This is a genomic window from Rhizobium sp. 10N427, assembly GCF_056394605.1.
Window position 1 is genome coordinate 43496 of sequence record NZ_JBFTID010000028.1, and the last position, 16400, is coordinate 59895.

At 62.7% G+C, this 16400-nt stretch carries 21 protein-coding genes; 9 read left to right on the plus strand and 12 right to left on the minus strand.

What is annotated here, in order from left to right; genetic code table 11:
• Nucleotides 1-2: 2 nt before the first annotated feature.
• Nucleotides 3-347, minus strand: coding sequence for a lysozyme inhibitor LprI family protein (locus AC1DIJ_RS30475; protein ID WP_112387902.1), 345 nt, complete (start codon nt 345-347; stop codon nt 3-5).
• Nucleotides 348-377: 30 nt separating this feature from the next.
• Entirely contained in the window at nt 378-749 is a 372-nt protein-coding gene (locus AC1DIJ_RS30480) for a YkvA family protein (RefSeq protein ID WP_112387903.1), read from the minus strand.
• 139 nt (nt 750-888) lie between these two features.
• Between AC1DIJ_RS30480 and AC1DIJ_RS30485 the strand changes: the two genes are divergently transcribed.
• A complete protein-coding gene (locus AC1DIJ_RS30485) occupies nt 889-2292 on the plus strand; it encodes a DegQ family serine endoprotease (protein WP_112387904.1) in 1404 nt (467 codons plus the stop codon).
• Nucleotides 2289-3605, plus strand: coding sequence for a replication-associated recombination protein A (locus AC1DIJ_RS30490; RefSeq protein ID WP_112387905.1), 1317 nt, complete (start codon nt 2289-2291; stop codon nt 3603-3605). The genes AC1DIJ_RS30485 and AC1DIJ_RS30490 overlap by 4 nt, the downstream gene beginning before the upstream one ends.
• A gap of 18 nt (nt 3606-3623) precedes the next feature.
• On the opposite strand, the gene AC1DIJ_RS30495 is transcribed toward AC1DIJ_RS30490, so the two are convergent.
• The 6 genes from AC1DIJ_RS30495 to AC1DIJ_RS30520 all read right to left on the minus strand — a co-directional run bounded on the left by AC1DIJ_RS30495 (nt 3624) and on the right by AC1DIJ_RS30520 (nt 6912).
• Complete coding sequence (locus AC1DIJ_RS30495) at nt 3624-3929, minus strand: DUF1883 domain-containing protein (RefSeq protein WP_112387906.1); 306 nt, start codon at nt 3927-3929, stop codon at nt 3624-3626.
• A 114-nt stretch (nt 3930-4043) separates the two neighbouring features.
• Nucleotides 4044-4310, minus strand: coding sequence for a hypothetical protein (locus tag AC1DIJ_RS30500; protein ID WP_112387907.1), 267 nt, complete (start codon nt 4308-4310; stop codon nt 4044-4046).
• 95 nt (nt 4311-4405) lie between these two features.
• Complete coding sequence (locus tag AC1DIJ_RS30505; protein WP_112387908.1) at nt 4406-5302, minus strand: dihydrodipicolinate synthase family protein; 897 nt, start codon at nt 5300-5302, stop codon at nt 4406-4408.
• Between the two features lie 8 nt (nt 5303-5310).
• Nucleotides 5311-5466, minus strand: a complete 156-nt coding sequence (locus tag AC1DIJ_RS30510) for a hypothetical protein (protein WP_162705965.1) — start codon at nt 5464-5466, stop codon at nt 5311-5313.
• Between the two features lie 134 nt (nt 5467-5600).
• A complete protein-coding gene (locus AC1DIJ_RS30515; RefSeq protein WP_112387909.1) occupies nt 5601-6602 on the minus strand; it encodes a 2-dehydropantoate 2-reductase in 1002 nt (333 codons plus the stop codon).
• A gap of 91 nt (nt 6603-6693) precedes the next feature.
• Complete coding sequence (locus AC1DIJ_RS30520) at nt 6694-6912, minus strand: hypothetical protein (protein WP_112387910.1); 219 nt, start codon at nt 6910-6912, stop codon at nt 6694-6696.
• Between the two features lie 214 nt (nt 6913-7126).
• On the opposite strand from AC1DIJ_RS30520, the gene ftsZ reads away from it, so the two are divergent.
• Nucleotides 7127-8146 (plus strand): cell division protein FtsZ, encoded by a 1020-nt coding sequence (ftsZ, locus tag AC1DIJ_RS30525; RefSeq protein WP_112387911.1) that lies wholly within the window; start codon nt 7127-7129, stop codon nt 8144-8146.
• 15 nt (nt 8147-8161) lie between these two features.
• Here ftsZ and AC1DIJ_RS30530 read toward each other — a convergent pair whose 3' ends face one another.
• Nucleotides 8162-9019 carry a LysR family transcriptional regulator gene (locus AC1DIJ_RS30530; RefSeq protein ID WP_112388157.1) on the minus strand — a complete coding sequence of 286 codons (858 nt, stop codon included), beginning with the start codon at nt 9017-9019 and terminating at the stop codon, nt 8162-8164.
• Nucleotides 9020-9120: 101 nt separating this feature from the next.
• On the opposite strand from AC1DIJ_RS30530, the gene AC1DIJ_RS30535 reads away from it, so the two are divergent.
• Nucleotides 9121-10110: a zinc-dependent alcohol dehydrogenase family protein gene (locus AC1DIJ_RS30535; protein WP_477831754.1), complete on the plus strand. Its 990-nt coding sequence runs from the start codon at nt 9121-9123 to the stop codon at nt 10108-10110.
• A 55-nt stretch (nt 10111-10165) separates the two neighbouring features.
• Here AC1DIJ_RS30535 and AC1DIJ_RS30540 read toward each other — a convergent pair whose 3' ends face one another.
• On the minus strand, nt 10166-10999 hold the full coding sequence (locus tag AC1DIJ_RS30540) for an oxidoreductase (protein ID WP_112387912.1): 834 nt from the start codon (nt 10997-10999) through the stop codon (nt 10166-10168).
• 131 nt (nt 11000-11130) lie between these two features.
• Between AC1DIJ_RS30540 and AC1DIJ_RS30545 the strand changes: the two genes are divergently transcribed.
• The 4 genes from AC1DIJ_RS30545 to AC1DIJ_RS30560 all read left to right on the plus strand — a co-directional run bounded on the left by AC1DIJ_RS30545 (nt 11131) and on the right by AC1DIJ_RS30560 (nt 14280).
• Nucleotides 11131-12018, plus strand: coding sequence for a LysR family transcriptional regulator (locus tag AC1DIJ_RS30545; protein ID WP_112387913.1), 888 nt, complete (start codon nt 11131-11133; stop codon nt 12016-12018).
• 84 nt (nt 12019-12102) lie between these two features.
• The gene (locus AC1DIJ_RS30550; protein ID WP_112387914.1) at nt 12103-12948 is read left to right on the plus strand and encodes an oxidoreductase; all 846 of its coding nucleotides are present in this window, start codon (nt 12103-12105) and stop codon (nt 12946-12948) included.
• Nucleotides 12949-13032: 84 nt separating this feature from the next.
• Nucleotides 13033-14067 carry an alpha/beta hydrolase gene (locus AC1DIJ_RS30555; protein WP_112387915.1) on the plus strand — a complete coding sequence of 345 codons (1035 nt, stop codon included), beginning with the start codon at nt 13033-13035 and terminating at the stop codon, nt 14065-14067.
• 18 nt (nt 14068-14085) lie between these two features.
• Entirely contained in the window at nt 14086-14280 is a 195-nt protein-coding gene (locus AC1DIJ_RS30560; protein ID WP_112387916.1) for a hypothetical protein, read from the plus strand.
• A gap of 169 nt (nt 14281-14449) precedes the next feature.
• Here the strand turns inward: AC1DIJ_RS30560 and AC1DIJ_RS30565 are convergent, their stop codons facing one another.
• Both AC1DIJ_RS30565 and AC1DIJ_RS30570 read right to left on the minus strand, forming a co-directional pair.
• Nucleotides 14450-14632 (minus strand): DUF1508 domain-containing protein, encoded by a 183-nt coding sequence (locus AC1DIJ_RS30565; protein ID WP_112387917.1) that lies wholly within the window; start codon nt 14630-14632, stop codon nt 14450-14452.
• 113 nt (nt 14633-14745) lie between these two features.
• Complete coding sequence (locus tag AC1DIJ_RS30570; RefSeq protein WP_112387918.1) at nt 14746-15339, minus strand: carboxymuconolactone decarboxylase family protein; 594 nt, start codon at nt 15337-15339, stop codon at nt 14746-14748.
• Nucleotides 15340-15873: 534 nt separating this feature from the next.
• Between AC1DIJ_RS30570 and AC1DIJ_RS30575 the strand changes: the two genes are divergently transcribed.
• Nucleotides 15874-16167 (plus strand): GIY-YIG nuclease family protein, encoded by a 294-nt coding sequence (locus AC1DIJ_RS30575; RefSeq protein WP_112387919.1) that lies wholly within the window; start codon nt 15874-15876, stop codon nt 16165-16167.
• Nucleotides 16168-16400: the final 233 nt, after the last annotated feature.

Below are 16400 nucleotides of genomic sequence, written 5' to 3' on the forward strand. Positions count from 1 at the left end.
GACTAAAGCGGCCTGTTGATATTCTTATACGTCTCGCCAAGCTGCTTCAGCCGCTCGTCATAGACCGCCTTGATGCAGGCCGCGTCCGCCTGGCATTCCTGGCGCTTCTTCAGCCAGGCGGTCTGCTCGTCCTGCAGCGTGCCACGCGAGCCCATGGCGAGCAGGCCGGATAGCAGGTCGAAGGTGGTGACCATCTTCACATCTGCGTCGTTGAGCGCCCGGTTGTCGCAGATCGCCTTCTCGTCGGGCTTCAGTTCCTTGGCATCGCAGTCGAAGCTTGCGGCATGGGCGAGCGGTGCGAAGATCGGGAAGAGGATGAAGGCGAGGGCGATAGCGGTGGCTTTCATGCAGTGGATTCCTGTTTGCGGTTACGGCGCTCAGAGGAACGCCCGGATCAGGAAGATGATGCAGCAAGCCCAGACGGCAAGGATGAAGATCAATCCGGTGCGGCTGACCGGGCGTTCCGCACGCTCTGTCGCCTGCGCCCGAAGTTCGGCCATCAGTGGCGGCGGGATGAGCCGCACCGCCAGCAGAATGCCGAGCGGCACGATGATGATGTCGTCGAGATAGCCAAGAACAGGGATGAAATCCGGGATGAGGTCGACCGGCGACAGCGCATAGGCGGCGACCGCGCTGGCAACGGCTTTGGCATGCCAGGGGACGCGCGGATCGCGTGCTGCGAGCCACAGAGCGACAATGTCACGCTTGAGTGACTTGGCCCATGTTTTCGCTTGGCTTATCAGGCTCATATGCGCATTTCCTGAATCAATGTGGCAGGCTCCTCAATTGCTTTTTCGCGTGCTCGCTTCTTCCATGCTTCCGCCCTCTTTCCTTTCTAGCGTCCGGCGTTACAACACTGATCCTTGTAGCATTTCAGAAGGAAATACGATGCTAGGCCTGTCGAAACGTTCGTTTGTCCCGCTCTTTGCGCTCGCCGTGCTCCTGCCGCTTGGCGTTCACGCAGAGGACGCGAAAGCCGTGCCGCAGAGCCAGATGCAAATGCAGCTGTCCTTCGCGCCGCTGGTCAAGCAGACGTCAGGCGCCGTCGTCAATGTCTATGCCGAGAAGACCGTTCAGCGGCAGTCACCTTTCGCCGGCGATCCCTTCTTCGAGCAGTTCTTCGGCCAGCAGATGCCGAACCGCTCCGAGAAGCAGTCCTCGCTTGGCTCCGGCGTCATCGTCGAGGCAAACGGCACCGTCGTCACCAACAACCATGTCATCGAAGGTGCTGACGACATCAAGGTAGCGCTGTCGGACGGGCGCGAGTTTCCCTGCAAGGTGGTACTGCGCGATGACCGCCTCGATCTCGCCGTCCTGAAGATCGAGACCAAGGCCAATTTCCCGACGCTGCCAATCGGCAACTCCGATGCGGTCGAAGTCGGCGATCTCGTTCTGGCGATCGGCAATCCGTTCGGCGTCGGCCAGACGGTGACCTCAGGCATCGTCTCGGCGCTCGCCCGCAACCAGGTGGTCAAGAACGAGTTCGGCTTCTTCATCCAGACCGATGCCTCGATCAACCCCGGCAATTCCGGCGGCGCGCTGATGAACATGAAGGGTGAGCTGATCGGCATCAACACCGCGATCTTCTCGCGCGGCGGCGGTTCCAACGGCATCGGCTTTGCTATCCCGGCCAATCTCGTCAAGGTCTTCCTGACCTCGGCCGATGCCGGCGTGAAATCCTTCGAGCGGCCCTATGTCGGCGCCACCTTCGATGCCGTGACGTCAGAGGTCGCCGAGGCGCTCGGCCTGGACAAGGCCCGTGGCGCGCTGATCGTCAAGGTCACCGATGGCAGCCCGGCGCAGAAGGCCGGTCTCAAAGCCGGTGAGATCGTCACTGCCGTCAACGGTATTCCCGTCGAGCATCCCGATGCGCTTCTCTACCGCCTGACAACGGCCGGCCTCGGCAACACCGTCAAGCTTGGCGTCGTCGAAAACGGCGGCGAGCAGGAAGTGGCTCTGAAGCTCGATCGCGCCCCTGAAACCTCGCCGCGCGACCAGCGCACCATTGGCGGCCGCACGCCCTTTACCGGCACCGTCGTCGAAAACCTGTCGCCGCGCGTCGCCGACGAGCTGCGTATGCCGACGGAATCATCAGGCGTCGTCGTTTCCGAGGTCAAGGAAGACTCTCCGGCCGCCCGTCTCGGGTTCGAGCCGAAGGACATCATCGTCGCCATCAACGGCACGCCGGTGCAGACGACCGAGCAATTGTCGCAGATCGCTGCCGACGATGCGGGCCTCTGGCGTGTCGAGATCGAGCGTGACGGCCAGCGGATCAGGCAGTTCTTCCGATGAGCAATGATCTGTTCGCCCCACGCGTTCCAGACGAGGTCGCCAACCGGCGGCCTCTTGCCGATCGTCTGCGGCCGCAGACGCTCTCGGAGGTTGCCGGTCAGGAACATCTGACCGGTGAGGACGGCGTTCTCAGGCGGATGATCGAAAGCGGGTCGCTGGGGTCGATGATCTTCTGGGGACCGCCCGGCACCGGCAAGACCACAGTGGCCCGGCTTCTCTCCGGCGAGGCGGGGCTGGCCTTCGAACAGATTTCGGCGATCTTCTCCGGCGTCGCCGATCTGAAGAAGGTATTCGAAACCGCGCGGCTGCGGCGGATGGATGGACGCCAGACGCTGCTCTTCGTCGATGAGATCCATCGCTTCAACCGGGCGCAGCAGGACAGCTTCCTGCCGGTCATGGAAGACGGCACGGTCATTCTCGTCGGCGCCACCACGGAAAACCCGTCCTTCGAACTCAACGCCGCTCTCTTGTCGCGTGCCCGCGTCCTGACCTTCAAGTCGCATGGCGAGGAGAGCCTCAGCGAACTGCTGACGCGCGCTGAGGCCGTCGAGCAGAAGCCGCTGCCGCTGACCGATGACGCGCGGGCAAGCCTGCTGCGCATGGCAGACGGCGATGGCCGGGCGATCCTGACGCTGGCCGAGGAGGTCTGGCGTGCGGCAAGGCCGGGCGAGCTCTTCGATACCGAGGGACTGACGCGCATCGTCCAGCGCCGGGCGCCGGTCTACGACAAGGCGCAGGACGGCCACTACAATCTGATTTCGGCGCTTCACAAATCTGTTCGCGGCTCCGATCCCGATGCAGCGCTCTACTATCTGGCGCGCATGTTCGATGCCGGCGAGGATCCGCTCTATCTCGGACGAAGGCTGGTGAGGATGGCCGTGGAGGATATCGGCCTTGCCGATCCGCAGGCGCTGGTCATCTGCAACGCTGCCAAGGACGCCTACGATTACCTCGGTTCCCCGGAGGGCGAACTGGCGTTGGCGCAGGCTTGCGTCTATCTGGCAACGGCACCGAAATCCAACGCCGTCTATACCGCCTTCAAGGCTGCGACTATGGCCGCCAAGCAAAACGGCTCGCTGCTGCCGCCGAAGCACATCCTGAATGCGCCGACCAAACTGATGAAGGATGAGGGCTACAACGACGGCTATCGCTACGACCACGATGAGCCAGACGCCTTTTCGGGTCAGGACTACTTTCCGGAAAAGATGGGCCGCAAGAACTTCTACGATCCGCCGGAGCGCGGCTTCGAGCGCGAGATCCGCAAACGGCTGGAATGGTGGTCCAAGCTCCGCAAAGAGCGCAATCCGCGCTGAACCAGCCGGGTGGCGGCTTTACGAAGCCTTCTTCTGAGCGCCAGGCGCCGCGATCACCTTGACGGCGGATTCCGCCAGCCCGTGATGGCCTTCCATATCGACGATCAGGTGCCAGTGGCCGCTGTCGGGGATCACCATCTTGACCGGTGATTTCTTGGCGACGCCGCCGATATATTTGAAATCGAGAACTTCGGTGAAGCGCTGGAATTGCGGCGCCGTCATCAGGCGGACATTGTTGACCGCATTCAGCGCCACCTCGACGATCGTTCCGGCGCGCTGTTCGTGAAGGTCGTAGTGCTTGAAGCGGAAATTCGGCTTGGTCATCGGTCTCAAAAACTGGCTGCTGTCCGACGGCAATCTTAGTCTGTGCCAGTTAAAGAAAAGTTTGGCAGCCTGTGCGGGAAGGCTCCCGTCTTGGCACAACGGGAGCCTGCGTCCTCAATGCAGCCGGGGCTCTGTCGCGTCGAAGACGCTGAGTTCCGTCACAATCCCGTCTGCAGCACGGTAGATCTCGGCGGGGTTGTGATTGCACTCAGCGGCAGCGAAATGAAGGGCGGCGGCCTCGTTGATGAAGAGGCCGCCGACCAGCCCGTCGCGGTCGGCAACGATCCACTGTCCGCGCCTGTTCCTGCCGATGGTGAAGCGGGCCGGCGCGGTGTTGCGTTGAAGCGGATCGGCGGACGCGCCGGAAGAAAGACGTGACATCGATATGTCCTTTCGAGATGTCTGGCTTACCGTCCAAATCTATGAAGAGACGGATTGCCTTTCCATTCGGCGCCGTGGCCGAATGTATAAGATTGTCATAGGGATAATGCGCGTTTCGGCGTGGCGGCGAAGGGCATCAGCGCCGCGGCGACCGCCTCTCTTGCTGCGTCGTCGGCGGCAACGAGCGGCGGGCGCACGTCTGCGCAAATGCCCGGATAGGCACTCAGCGCATATTTGATGCAGGCAGGGTCGTCGCCGATGGCATCGATCAGCGCCGTCATGCGATCGGCAAGCGTGAGCGCCGCAGGCAGGTTGCCGCAGGCCGCGGCATGCTGAAGCGAGGTCACGAGTTTCGGAAGCACATTGCCGACAGGCGCAATCACGCCGTCGCCGCCACAGGCAAGAAAGGCCGGAGCGCCGAGCGCATTGCCCGTGAAGAGATGAAGGCGATCTCGGTAGCAGGCGAGCGTTGCCATATCGCCCTCGATGTCGAGCAGGCCGAAGATCGTGCCATCGGCAGAAAGCACGTCGAGCGTCGATGGCAGAAGGAGCGAGGCCGTCCGCGCGGGATCGTTGACGATGATCAGCGGCAGGTTGGTGGCTGCTGCCAGTTCGCCAAAGTGATGCAGAATGCCTTTCTGCCCCGGCTTCGAATAGTAGGGGACGGTGACCAGCGCCGCGCTGGCGCCGAGCGCTTCGGCCCGTTGCGTCGCCTCGATGGTCTGCGCCGTGCAGTTGGTGCCGGTCGCGGCAAGAACGGGAATGCGGTCATCGGCAACGCGCAGCACCGTCGAGAGAGCCGTTTCACGCTCGGCCTGCGAAAGCGCCGGGCCTTCGCCGGTGACGGTTCCAACCGCAAGCGCGCCAATGCCGCTGGCGATCTGCCATTCGGCCAGCATCTCGAGTGCCTTGATGTCCAGCGCGCCGTGGCGGAAAGGGGTGACAAGCGGGGTGATGGCGCCGGAAAGGCGCAGCGAGAGATTGGATCGCATCCAGGGGCTCAGATCCAGCTGACGATCACATAGAGTTCGACGCAGGCAAGAATGACGCCGAACAGCATCAGCACCTGGGCCGTGCGCCGTTCACGCATGGCGTGGGCCTTGACGGCTCGGCGCGGCCGGTCGCGAAGCGGATTGGCAGGCATGACGTTGCGCATGGGATTACCTCTGCATTCTCCGCAGAAGTTACGGCTGCCAGGCGTAGGAAATCCATTCCGGGCAGCCGCGTGTCATATATGAAAAGAATAAATGGCACAGGTCAGAAGCCATGCGGCTAAATCGGAGGTCCGCGCTAGATTGTGCGTCTGTTCTCGATATCGAGCTGCGAGGTCAGCGCAAGCACCACTTCGGACACCGGCGTCGGAACTGCCGCAAGGCGGCCCAGAGACACGACCATGCCGCTCAGCGGCACGATCTCCAGCGCCTTGCCGGCGAGAAGATCCTGCAGCATCGAGGTTCTGACGGCGCCGATATGGCGCGATTGCTCGAGACGTTCCTCGATGGTGATCGAGAATGTGGCGCCGAGCGCGGTTCCAACGGCACGAACCTCGTTCATGATCTTGCCGACCATGCCGTAAAGCGCCGGGTCGGCCATGATATCGGTCATCAGGGCGCGCGTGAGTGCGCTCAGCGGATTGAAGGCGGCGTTGCCGGTCAGCTTGTTCCAGATGTCGTCGCGAATGCGTGGGGTTGTGGAGACATTCAGCCCGGCGCCCGTCAGCAGGCTCTTGATGCCTTCAAGATCGGCGCTCATTTCGCCGGAGGGTTCGCCAAGGATGTAGCGGCCATTGTTCGACAGCTGGATTTCGCCCGGCCTGACGACCTCGGCGCCCTGCATCGCCACGCAGCCGATGACGCGCTCCGGGCCGATCAGCCGCCACAGCCGCCCGGCCGGGTCGAGTTCCTCGAACTGCAGTTCGGCATGCGGGCTCTGGCTGTCGCGGTGGAAGTACCACCAGGGAATGCCGTTGAGGATCATCATCACCCGCGTTCCCTGCTTGAGGAGCATGGCGATCCCTTCGGCGGCATCGCCGAGCTGGTGCCCCTTGAGGCCGGTAATGATCAGATCCTGCGGGGGCAGGGTGGAGGGATCGTCCGTAACAGTGATCTGCACCGTAATCGGTGTTTCGCTGCCGGCCTCGAACAGCCGCAAGCCGTTTTCGCGGATGCTTTTGAGATGTGCGCCACGCGCCACCGCCGAAACGGTCACGCCGCTATCCGTAGACGCCAGCTTAGCCGCGATAGCGCCGCCAAGCGCACCGGCGCCGTAAACGCAGATCGATTTGAAGGACATTGAGGGAGGTCTCCGCGAAGATGTAATCGTCGCGTTAGACTTAGGTCATTCGCACGCGATGGCGAATGACAATTTTTCACGAGCGCCCAAATTAGTGCGCAGTTGCGCCGTCGACGAGTTCGGTGCGGCGCAGCTCATCGATTGCTGCGACAGCATCCTCGGCCGACCAGCCGGCGCGCAACGCAGCAGCCACCATCTTGATCTCGACTTCCTGTTCCAGCGCCAGGAACAGCGGCTCCAGCGCTTCCTGAACAGTAAGCGTATGCTCGTGGGGTGGGGCGACGGTCTGGCGTGCGGCAATGCTAGGCATCTCAGCGGTACTCCTCTCCGTTGGCAATGATGATGATAAAGATGACATGAATCCGTCATAATGCGCAGCGGTGAAAAAGGTTCCGAATTTTCTTTCGGAGCGGCTGCATCTTGTTCTTTCGCCCCGCCTCTGCCTTCTTGCGCCTTTAGCCTTACACTCGATTCGCTGTTCCGCACGAGGGCGGGGCATGAGTGAGGCATCAAAGGAGAATACGATGAGCGACGCCAAGAGCGGCATTTCGGGACTGCGGCCGCGTATCACTGTCATCGGCGTCGGCGGCGGTGGCGGCAATGCGATCAACAACATGATCGCAGAAAATCTTGAGGGTGTCGATTTCATCGCCGCCAATACCGATGCCCAGGTGCTCGCCACCTCCAAGGCCTCGCGCCGCATCCAGCTTGGTGCGCATGTCACCGAAGGCCTTGGCGCGGGCTCGCTGCCTGAGGTCGGCCATGCGGCTGCCGAGGAATCGATCGACGAGATCATGGACCATCTGGCCGGCTCCCACATGTGCTTCGTCACCGCCGGCATGGGTGGCGGCACCGGTACGGGCGCCGCACCGGTCATCGCCCACGCGGCACGCCAGGCAGGCATCTTGACCGTCGGCGTCGTCACCAAGCCCTTCACGTTCGAAGGCAACCGCCGCATGCGCACGGCCGATGTCGGCATCGAGGCGCTGCGCCAGGCAGCCGACACAGTCATCGTTATCCCGAACCAGAACCTGTTCCGCATTGCCGATGCCAAGACGACTTTTGCCGACGCCTTCATGACCGCCGACCGCGTTCTCTACGCCGGCGTCGGCTGCATCACCGATCTGATCGTCAAGGAAGGCCTGATCAATCTCGACTTCGCCGACGTCAAGTCGGTCATGCGCGGCATGGGCCGGGCGATGATGGGCACAGGCGAAGCGGCAGGCGAAGGCCGTGCCATGAAGGCTGCAGAAGCGGCAATCGCCAACCCGCTGCTTGACGACATCTCGATGAAGGGCGCCAAGGGCGTGCTGATCTCGATCTCCGGCGGTTCCGACATGACGCTGTTCGAAGTCGACGAAGCGGCAAGCCGCATCCGCGACGAAGTTCAGGACGATGCCGATATCGTCGTCGGCGCGATCTTCGACCGCAATCTCGACGGCAAGTTCCGTGTCGCAGTCGTCGCAACCGGCCTCGATGGCAATGGCGCGCCAGCAGCTCCGGGCCACGCTGTGCAGCAGGCTCCGATCCGCACCCTGCAGTAAGTCACCGCCCAGTGATCAGCTGGTTGTCGCCAACCGGCTGATCACCACATCCATGAAGGCCCTCAGCCTCGGCAGTCGCTTCAGATCGCGATGATAGCCGAGGAATGTATCGCGCCCCGGCGGCGCCTCCGGAACGTCGACGCGTTCCAAGCCTTCAAAACAGTCGCCGAGCGGCCGCGGCAGAACGGCCATTCCAGCACCGCGGGCGCAGAGCGCTGCCTGCACATCGCGATTGTTGCTCCGCATGGTGATCGTCGCCTTCGGGAACATGCGGGTCACCCAATGCACATCGGGCATCTCGGCAAAGGCCTCGTCCATGGTGACAATGGCAAAGCCGCTGCCGTCGCCTGCCGTTGGGTGAGGGGTGCCTTTCGCGACGTAAAGTCCATAGCCGATATGCATCAGCTTGCGTGAGATCACTTCCGGCTCGGTGAATGGCCGGATGCGAAACACCAGATCGGCCTCGCGCCGGGACAGGTTGAGGAGCCGCGCATGCGTCAGCAATTCTACCGAGACCTTCGGATGTGCCAGCGAGAATTCCGCCAGGACAGGCGTCAGCATGTGAAGGCCGAACCAGTCCGAGCATGAAATCCGCAGCATTCCCTCAAGTGATCGCGTGCTGCCCTGCAGTTGCCGCTCCAGCGCAACGGCCTCCTCTTCCATCCTCAACGCATGCTGCAGAACGATGCTGCCCTCGTCTGTCAGCACGAATCCGTCGGCCGTTCGCTGGAACAGCATGTGACCGGTCGCAGCCTCCAGCGCCTTGAGCCGCCGCCCCATGGTCGGCTGTGTCTGGCCGAGCCTGCGGGCGGCCGCACCCAGTGTCCCTTCGCGGGCAATCGCGAGAAAGATCCTGACGTCGCTCCATTCCATGATCGCCTCATTCAATAATGAATGGAGATCATGCGATATCTTTGATTTTCATTCAATCGTGTTGGGAGGATCATCCGCTCATCGAAAACGGAGTGACCGACATGAACACGATGAAAGCCCTGATCCTCGAAAACCACAATGCACCGTTCCGCCTGGCCGAGATCGCCCGCCCGAAACCGGGTGCTGGCGAAGTGCTGGTGCGCATCAAGGCAAGCGGCGTCAATCCGCTCGACACTAAGATCCGCGCCGGTGCCGCAGAACATGCCCGCCAGCCGTTGCCTGCCATTCTCGGCATCGATCTCGCCGGTATCGTCGAGGAGATCGGCGAGGGCGTTTCCGGCTTTCGCCCCGGCGACGAAGTCTATGGCATGACCGGCGGTGTCGGCGGCGTGCAGGGCTCTCTGGCGGAATTCGCTGCCGTCGATGCCCGTCTGCTGGCGATCAAGCCCGCTAACCTGACGATGCGCGAAGCCGCTGCCTTGCCGCTGGTCTTCATCACCGCCTGGGAAGGGCTGGTCGACCGCGCTGCCGTGAAGTCCGGCCAGACGGTGCTGGTTCTCGGCGGTGCAGGCGGCGTCGGTCATGTCGCAGTGCAGATCGCCAAGGCATTCGGCGCTGACGTCTACGCTGCCGATGGTGCTGCCAAGGCGGACTATATCCGCAGCCTCGGTGCGACCCCGATCGATCACACCGCCGAAAGCGTCGAGGACTATGTGGCGAGATATACCGGCGGCAAGGGCTTCGATATCGTCTATGACACCGTTGGCGGGGCAGGGCTCGATGCCGCCTTCAAGGCCGTGAAGCGTTTCGGCCATGTGGTGACCAGCCTTGGCTGGGGCACGCATGCGCTGGCTCCGCTTTCCTTCAAGGCGGCCACTTATTCCGGCGTCTTCACGCTGCTGCCGCTACTCACCGGCGAGGGCCGCGAGCACCACGGCGAGATCATGCAGGAGGCAACCAGGCTGGCCGAAGCCGGAAAGCTGGCGCCGCGCCTCGACGCCCGCCGCTTCACGCTCGATGAGACCGCCGAGGCTCACCGCCTGATCGAGGAGCGCCAGGCCAAGGGCAAGCTGGTGATCGATATCGGCTGAGACGAGAAACGCCGCCCGTCATAAACGGGCGGCGTTTTCGGTCAGGCGATCTGCCTCAGGCGGCGAAGTCGGTGGAGACGGCCAGCGACCGCCAGGTGGAAAGCTCCTGCTCGACAAAGGCATTCTTCTCGCTAAGCTTGGCCACCGTATCGCTGCCGAAGGGCATGCGCAGCGGCGGGTTTTCGGCATTCACCAGCGTCACGATACCGGCCGCGAATTTCGCGGGGTCGCCGGGCTGGGCGTGATTGGCGCTGGCGGCGAAGTCCCGCATGTTGCCGGCCGGCGTTCCCACATAATCCGGGATCGAGGCCGGGCTGATCGACAGCGAATTGTCGGCCAGGAAATCGGTGCGGAAGAAGCCGGGCTCGACGATCGTGACCTTGATGCCGAACGGCTCGATCTCCGTCGCCAGCGATTCCGAAAGACCTTCGACCGCGAATTTCGTCGAGCCATAGACGCCCCAGCCGGGATAGCCGGCATAGCCGCCGATCGACGAGAAGTTCAGGACATGGCCCGAGCGCTGACGGCGCATATGCGGCAGCACCGCACGGGTGACCTTCAACAGGCCGAAGACATTGGTCGCATAAATCTTCTCGATCTCTTCAGTGGTGGCTTCCTCGACGGCGCCGAGCAATCCGTATCCTGCATTGTTGACCAGAATGTCGATGCGGCCGAAGCGCTGGACGGCCGCTGCCGCCGCTTCCTGCGCCTGTCGCTCGTCGGTGACATCGAGTGCGGTAGCCAGCAGATTGGGGTGGTCGCCGATAGCATCGATGACGGTCTTGGGATTGCGGGCAGTGGCGACGACGGCGTCGCCTGCGGCAAGCGCTTCCTTGGTCATCAGCGCGCCAAAGCCGCGGGATGCACCAGTGATGAACCAGACTTTCATGAAACGTATCCTTTCAGATCTCTCTTCGTTGTGAGTGCCGGTTTCTCTGTGCCGGTGAGGAGAATTTGACCTGAAAGCAGCTCATGCATAAGATTCGCTATTTTCCGAATTATGCTGAGTGAAATTCATCAATGCGTGCGACCGATCTCTCCGAAATGGCGGCCTTCGCCGCCGTTGCCCGGCATCTCAGCTTCCGCAAGGCAGGCGAGGAAAGGGGCGTGACGGCTTCGGCGATCAGCCATGCGGTGCTCAATCTCGAAGAGCGGATCGGCATCCGGCTGCTCAACCGCACCACCCGCAGTGTCTCGCTGACCCAAGCGGGCGAACTCCTGAAATCGCATCTCGATCCCGCCTTCGGTGAGATCAGCTCTGCGCTCGATGCGCTGAACCAGTTTCGCGACACGCCCTTCGGCAAGGTGCGCCTCAATGTCGCCAATTCTATCGCCCCATTCGTCATCGGCCATATCATCGGACCGTTCCTGTCGAAGAACCCCAATCTGCAGCTGGAGATCAGCGCCACCGACCGGCTGGTCGATATCGTCGAGGAAGGCTTCGATGCCGGCATCCGCTTCGGTGAGCGCGTCACGGAGGGGATGATCGCGCTGCGCATCCGCCCGCGCCTGCGTCTCGCCGTCGTCGGCTCGCCCGCCTATTTCGAGCATCGGCCGAAGCCGCTGACGCCACATGATCTGAAGCGCCATCTCTGTATCCAGAACATGTATCCCTCAGGCGTGCGCTACCCCTGGGATTTCGAGCGCGAAGGGCAGGCGATCACCTTCAACCCGAACGGGCCGCTGTCGCTCGACGATCACGAGCTGATGACGCAAGCGGCCCTCGGCGGCGTTGCTCTCGCCTATGTCTGGGAAAACCGCGTCGCCGAGCATGTCGCCGCCGGGCGCCTGATCAAGGTGCTCGACGACTGGTGCCAGCCGGAGGAGCCGCTCTACCTCTACTATCCCAGCCGCCGCCACATGTCGGCCGGCTTCCGGGCGCTGATTGAGGCGATCAAGGCGGAGTAATCTGGAAATTTCGCCGTTTTGCCCTACATCAATCCTGTTACCTCCAGCCTCCCAGAGGCACTTCCCAAAGATCAGGAATAGACCATGTCCCAAGACAACGCCCCCGTCTGGTTCATTACCGGCTGCTCGACAGGCTTTGGCCGCGAGCTGGCCAAACTCACCATCGCCCGCGGCTGGCCGACCATCGTCACCGCCCGCGAAAAGGCCCGCGTCGCGGATCTCGCCGAAGGCCATGACAATGCGCTCGCCGTCGCGCTCGACGTCACCGACCAGGGACAGATTGCTTCTGCCGTAAAGGCTGCCGAAGAGCGCTTCGGCCGCGTCGACGTTCTCGTCAACAATGCCGGCTACGGCTACCAGTCCTCGATCGAGGAAGGCGACGACAAGGAGATCCGCGATCAGTTCGAAGCCAATGTTTTCGGCCTCTTCGCCATGACCCGCGCCGTGCTTCCCGGCATGCGCACCCGACGCCGCGGCCATATCATCAACATCACCTCGGTTGCCGGCTTCATCGGCTTCCCGGCCTCGGGCTATTATTCGGCGAGCAAGCATGCCGTCGAAGGCTTCTCGGATTCGCTCGCTGCCGAAACGGCGGCCCTCGGCATCCAGGTCACCTGTGTCGAGCCCGGACCGTTCCGCACCGATTGGGCCGGCCGTTCGCTGCGCCAGACCGAGAGCAAGATTGGCGACTATGCCGAGACCGCTGCCGGCCGGATGAAGCAGACGGCGGGCTATAGCGGCCAGCAGCCGGGCGATCCGGTGCGCGCTGCAGAAGCGATGATCAAGATCACGCAAGTCGAGAAGGCGCCGCGCCACCTCGTGCTCGGCGCCTTCGGCTACGAGGCGGTCACCAGGAAGCTTGCCGAGCGTCTGGCGCTCGTCGAAGCCTGGAAGGAAACCAGCATCGGCGCTGATTTTCCGAAAGACTGACCGGAAGACGCAGCAAGCCTTTGACTTCTGCGGCCGTCCTGTCCGATGATCGGGCAGGGCGGCCGTTTGGTTTCGGAGGGATGAATGCGTGACCGGTTATTGTCTGCAGCAGCTGGCGTGAGGGCGGCCGGGTTTGCATTGGCACTGCTGCCGGGCTTGTTGGTTGCGGCGGATGCCGGTGCCGCCGACATCCCGCCGCAGAGCGCGCAATCGAAACAGCAGGTCGAGGAATTGGCCGGGCACTGGAAAGAGCATTTCGCCGATGCTGCCACCCCGGAAAAACGCGCCGCGGCCTTCCGTAGTTTCATGGCTGGTAATCCGGAGCCCGCGCGCGTGCAGATCCGTCACATGGATGCCGATGGCGTCGAGGCTGACCTCATCTGGCCTGCCCGTCTTCACCACCCGCTCGGCCGCCGCGGCATCCTCTATGTGCATGGCGGCGGCTTCCACGGCGGCTCGCCGCGCACCCACCGGCTGCTGGCCGGTTCTCTCGCCAAGGCTGCCTCCTCGGATGTGCTGGTGATCGACTACCGGCTGGTCCCCGAGGGCCGCTATCCCGCGCAGATCGACGATATCAGGACCGCTTATCGCTGGATGCTGGAAAACGGCTACGAGAGCGGCAACATCATCCTCGCCGGTGATGGCACCGGCGCCAATCTGGCGATCGAGGCCGTTTTGCGCCAGAAGAGGGCCGGCCGCCAGCTGCCCGCCGCCGTCATTGCGCTCAGCCCGGTGACCGATCTTTCCGCCAGCGGCGTCTCGATGACGTCGAATGCCGCCACCGATCCCGTCATCACCAAGACTGGGATCGAGGCGCTGGCCAAGCCCTATCTCGGCGCGACGGCGCCTGACAACCCAGATGTTTCACCGCTCTTTGCCGATCTTTCCGGCCTGCCGCCGCTCTTCCTGCAGGTCTCGGACAGCGAAGCGCTGCTCGACGACACCCTGCGGCTTGCCGACAAGGCGAAGGCGGCAGGTGTCGAGGTGACGCTTGAGGTCTGGCCGGGCCTGATCCACGGCTGGCAGCTCTTCCCGCATCTGCTTGCCGATGCCGACAGCTCCAACCAGCGCGTCGCCGAATTCGCCATGCGCCACTTCGCCGACACCCCGCAGCAATGATTTTCAAGGAGACCGATGATGGTTAAGGCAGCCTATGTGCTTGGCACGCTTCTGGTGCTGGTCGGTCTTGTCTGGATCGGGCAGGGTAGCGGCTATTTCCCCTATCCCGCCGAGAGCTTCATGATCGACCAGACGCCGTGGATCTATTGGGGCGCGCTGGTGGCTGCCGCCGGTGCTGTAGTGATTGCGCTGGCGAGGCGGCACGGCCGATAAGACCGGTCGCCGATGTGACGTGGGGTTGCTGCTATCTTGTCCTCGCGCCCAAAACGGCTAGCCATTCACTGCGTGTCCGCGCAGTGAATGGCTTTGGTCCGCCAAGTATAAGTGCTGCTTCGGCCGCATTGTATCAGGGCGACAAATGCAGGGTGAATAAGCATGCCGCTTACACAGGATTGCAGGTCATCCCGCTGCGGCGTGCATTGTCGATGCAATCGCTGCGGTTCGAATAGCCCTGAGATGACGCGGCGACAATCCGGCCATTTGATGCTGTCCGCCGCCAACGCCACCCGTCAGCGCCGTTATAAATCTCCCAGGTATCGCCGTTTGGATCCTTGCAGCTCGCCATCTTTTCCTCCCGTCAGTGTTGCATGATCGGGCAAACCTAAGCGAGAAAAGCCACTCGCTCTACGAACTGGCTACAGCCGCTGGATGGTGAAGAAGACGGTGGCGATTGCAGCCTCAGACGAGCCCGTCGATCGGCCGTCCGATGGCAAGCGACTTGCGCAGATTGGGATCGAGCCGTTCGGCGTAAACGTGGTCTGGCGCGGCGCCGAGCGCGTCGAGCATCTTTGAGAAGAAGCAGCGCACAGCCGCAGCGGCGGTGATGTCGAAGATCTCCGCGTCCGAAAGCCCGTGCTTCTTCAGGGCATCGACATCCTGCTGGGTGACGGTCGTGGCATCGCGCACCACCTTGGCGGCAAACGCCATGATCGCCCGCTCGGCCGCATCGACCGGCGCCTTCTCAGCCCCATCCGCCGTCGCCGCCAGCCCGTCATTGGTAAAGCCCTCGCGCAGCAGCACGGAACCATGGGCCAGCATGCAATAGGACGACTTGAGCTCCCGCGCGGCAGCCAGCGTCACCAGCTCATAGCGCCTCAGCGTCATATGGCTGCGAATACTGGACAACAGCGCTCCCCAATGCTCCATCACCTCCGGCCTGTGCCCGAAGGCGCGGTACATGTTCGGCAGATAACCGTAGCTGGCCTCTGCCGAGGCGTACATCGACGCGGTCTTGTCGTTCTCGGATGCATGGGGCGTATGAATGAAGGCCATGGCGCGATCCTCCTTCGCTGAGACAAAGAGGATAGTCCAAAATGCCGGTGCGGCAAGCGGGTCGGAGTTGGCAGTGGTGCGGCGGTGGCCAACCTCGTCCTTCGAGGCTCGCTCTAGCGAGCTTCGCACCTCAGGATGAGGTTGGAGTGGGTGGTGCGGCAGGTCGTCAGGATCGTCGCGATACAGACGCCGCAGCTCCTCGCGAAAACAGGCTGGCACAAACGATCAGCCCTCATCTTGAGGTGCGCAGGCGAAGCCGGAGCCTCGAAGAACGGGGCGGGTTAGGCGGTGGCCAACCTCGTCCTTCGAGGCTGCGCTCTAGCGAGCTTCGCACCTCAGGATGAGGTTGGAGTGGGGCAGGGGATTCGGGATCGTCGCGATATATAAGCTGCGGCTCGTCGCGAAAACAGGCTGGCGCAAACATCAGCCCTCATCCTGAGGTGCGCAGGCGAAGCCGGAGCCTCAAAGGACGAGGGCGGGTTGCAACTGAAACACCCGCTATGGTAGATTTAAGCCGCGGTTGGGGGGCACGCGATGGAAGTTTACATTCTGAGATGCCGCGACGGCGCCTATTACACCGGGCTGACCAAGCAGAATATCGAGGCCCGCTTATGGGAGCACAGTGCTGGTGTGTACGACGGCTACACCGCCAAGCGCCTGCCCGTCGAGCTCGTCTTCACCGAAACCTATGACCGCATTATCGATGCCATCGCCCGCGAGCGCCAGATCAAGGGCTGGTCGCGGCGCAAGAAGGAAGCGCTTATAGCGCTCGACTATGAGGGGTTGCCGGGATTGTCAAAGCGTGGACCGGTTGCGGCTAAGTCGTGAGGTGGCCAGCCCCGTCCTTCGAGGCTGTACCTTGCCGGGCTTCGCACCTCAGGATGAGGCTGGAGTGGGTGTCCCGCGATGGAGTTTTCGCCATCGAAGTTGCCAAACGGGCTCGCCATTACCTCAATGCCCCCAAAACGATAGCACAACGACTAGCCCTCATCCTGAGGCGCGCAGGGAAAGCCGGAGCCTCGAAGGACGGGGGCGGGTGAATGTCGTGGCCAACCTCGTCC

Excerpts from the sequence above, each read along its gene's own strand:
- AC1DIJ_RS30500 (WP_112387907.1), bottom strand. The coding sequence starts at position 4,310 with ATGTCACGTCTTTCTTCCGGCGCGTCCGCCGATCCGCTTCAACGCAAC.
- AC1DIJ_RS30550 (WP_112387914.1), top strand. The coding sequence starts at position 12,103 with ATGTCCCAAGACAACGCCCCCGTCTGGTTCATTACCGGCTGCTCGACA.
- AC1DIJ_RS30530 (WP_112388157.1), bottom strand. The coding sequence starts at position 9,019 with ATGGAATGGAGCGACGTCAGGATCTTTCTCGCGATTGCCCGCGAAGGG.
- AC1DIJ_RS30560 (WP_112387916.1), top strand. The coding sequence starts at position 14,086 with ATGGTTAAGGCAGCCTATGTGCTTGGCACGCTTCTGGTGCTGGTCGGT.
- AC1DIJ_RS30545 (WP_112387913.1), top strand. The coding sequence starts at position 11,131 with ATGCGTGCGACCGATCTCTCCGAAATGGCGGCCTTCGCCGCCGTTGCC.
- AC1DIJ_RS30490 (WP_112387905.1), top strand. The coding sequence starts at position 2,289 with ATGAGCAATGATCTGTTCGCCCCACGCGTTCCAGACGAGGTCGCCAAC.
- AC1DIJ_RS30520 (WP_112387910.1), bottom strand. The coding sequence starts at position 6,912 with ATGCCTAGCATTGCCGCACGCCAGACCGTCGCCCCACCCCACGAGCAT.
- AC1DIJ_RS30575 (WP_112387919.1), top strand. The coding sequence starts at position 15,874 with ATGGAAGTTTACATTCTGAGATGCCGCGACGGCGCCTATTACACCGGG.
- AC1DIJ_RS30535 (WP_477831754.1), top strand. The coding sequence starts at position 9,121 with ATGAACACGATGAAAGCCCTGATCCTCGAAAACCACAATGCACCGTTC.
- AC1DIJ_RS30540 (WP_112387912.1), bottom strand. The coding sequence starts at position 10,999 with ATGAAAGTCTGGTTCATCACTGGTGCATCCCGCGGCTTTGGCGCGCTG.
- AC1DIJ_RS30505 (WP_112387908.1), bottom strand. The coding sequence starts at position 5,302 with ATGCGATCCAATCTCTCGCTGCGCCTTTCCGGCGCCATCACCCCGCTT.
- AC1DIJ_RS30495 (WP_112387906.1), bottom strand. The coding sequence starts at position 3,929 with ATGACCAAGCCGAATTTCCGCTTCAAGCACTACGACCTTCACGAACAG.
- AC1DIJ_RS30570 (WP_112387918.1), bottom strand. The coding sequence starts at position 15,339 with ATGGCCTTCATTCATACGCCCCATGCATCCGAGAACGACAAGACCGCG.
- AC1DIJ_RS30480 (WP_112387903.1), bottom strand. The coding sequence starts at position 749 with ATGAGCCTGATAAGCCAAGCGAAAACATGGGCCAAGTCACTCAAGCGT.
- ftsZ (WP_112387911.1), top strand. The coding sequence starts at position 7,127 with ATGAGCGACGCCAAGAGCGGCATTTCGGGACTGCGGCCGCGTATCACT.
- AC1DIJ_RS30555 (WP_112387915.1), top strand. The coding sequence starts at position 13,033 with ATGCGTGACCGGTTATTGTCTGCAGCAGCTGGCGTGAGGGCGGCCGGG.
- AC1DIJ_RS30485 (WP_112387904.1), top strand. The coding sequence starts at position 889 with ATGCTAGGCCTGTCGAAACGTTCGTTTGTCCCGCTCTTTGCGCTCGCC.
- AC1DIJ_RS30565 (WP_112387917.1), bottom strand. The coding sequence starts at position 14,632 with ATGGCGAGCTGCAAGGATCCAAACGGCGATACCTGGGAGATTTATAAC.
- AC1DIJ_RS30510 (WP_162705965.1), bottom strand. The coding sequence starts at position 5,466 with ATGCGCAACGTCATGCCTGCCAATCCGCTTCGCGACCGGCCGCGCCGA.
- AC1DIJ_RS30475 (WP_112387902.1), bottom strand. The coding sequence starts at position 347 with ATGAAAGCCACCGCTATCGCCCTCGCCTTCATCCTCTTCCCGATCTTC.
- AC1DIJ_RS30515 (WP_112387909.1), bottom strand. The coding sequence starts at position 6,602 with ATGTCCTTCAAATCGATCTGCGTTTACGGCGCCGGTGCGCTTGGCGGC.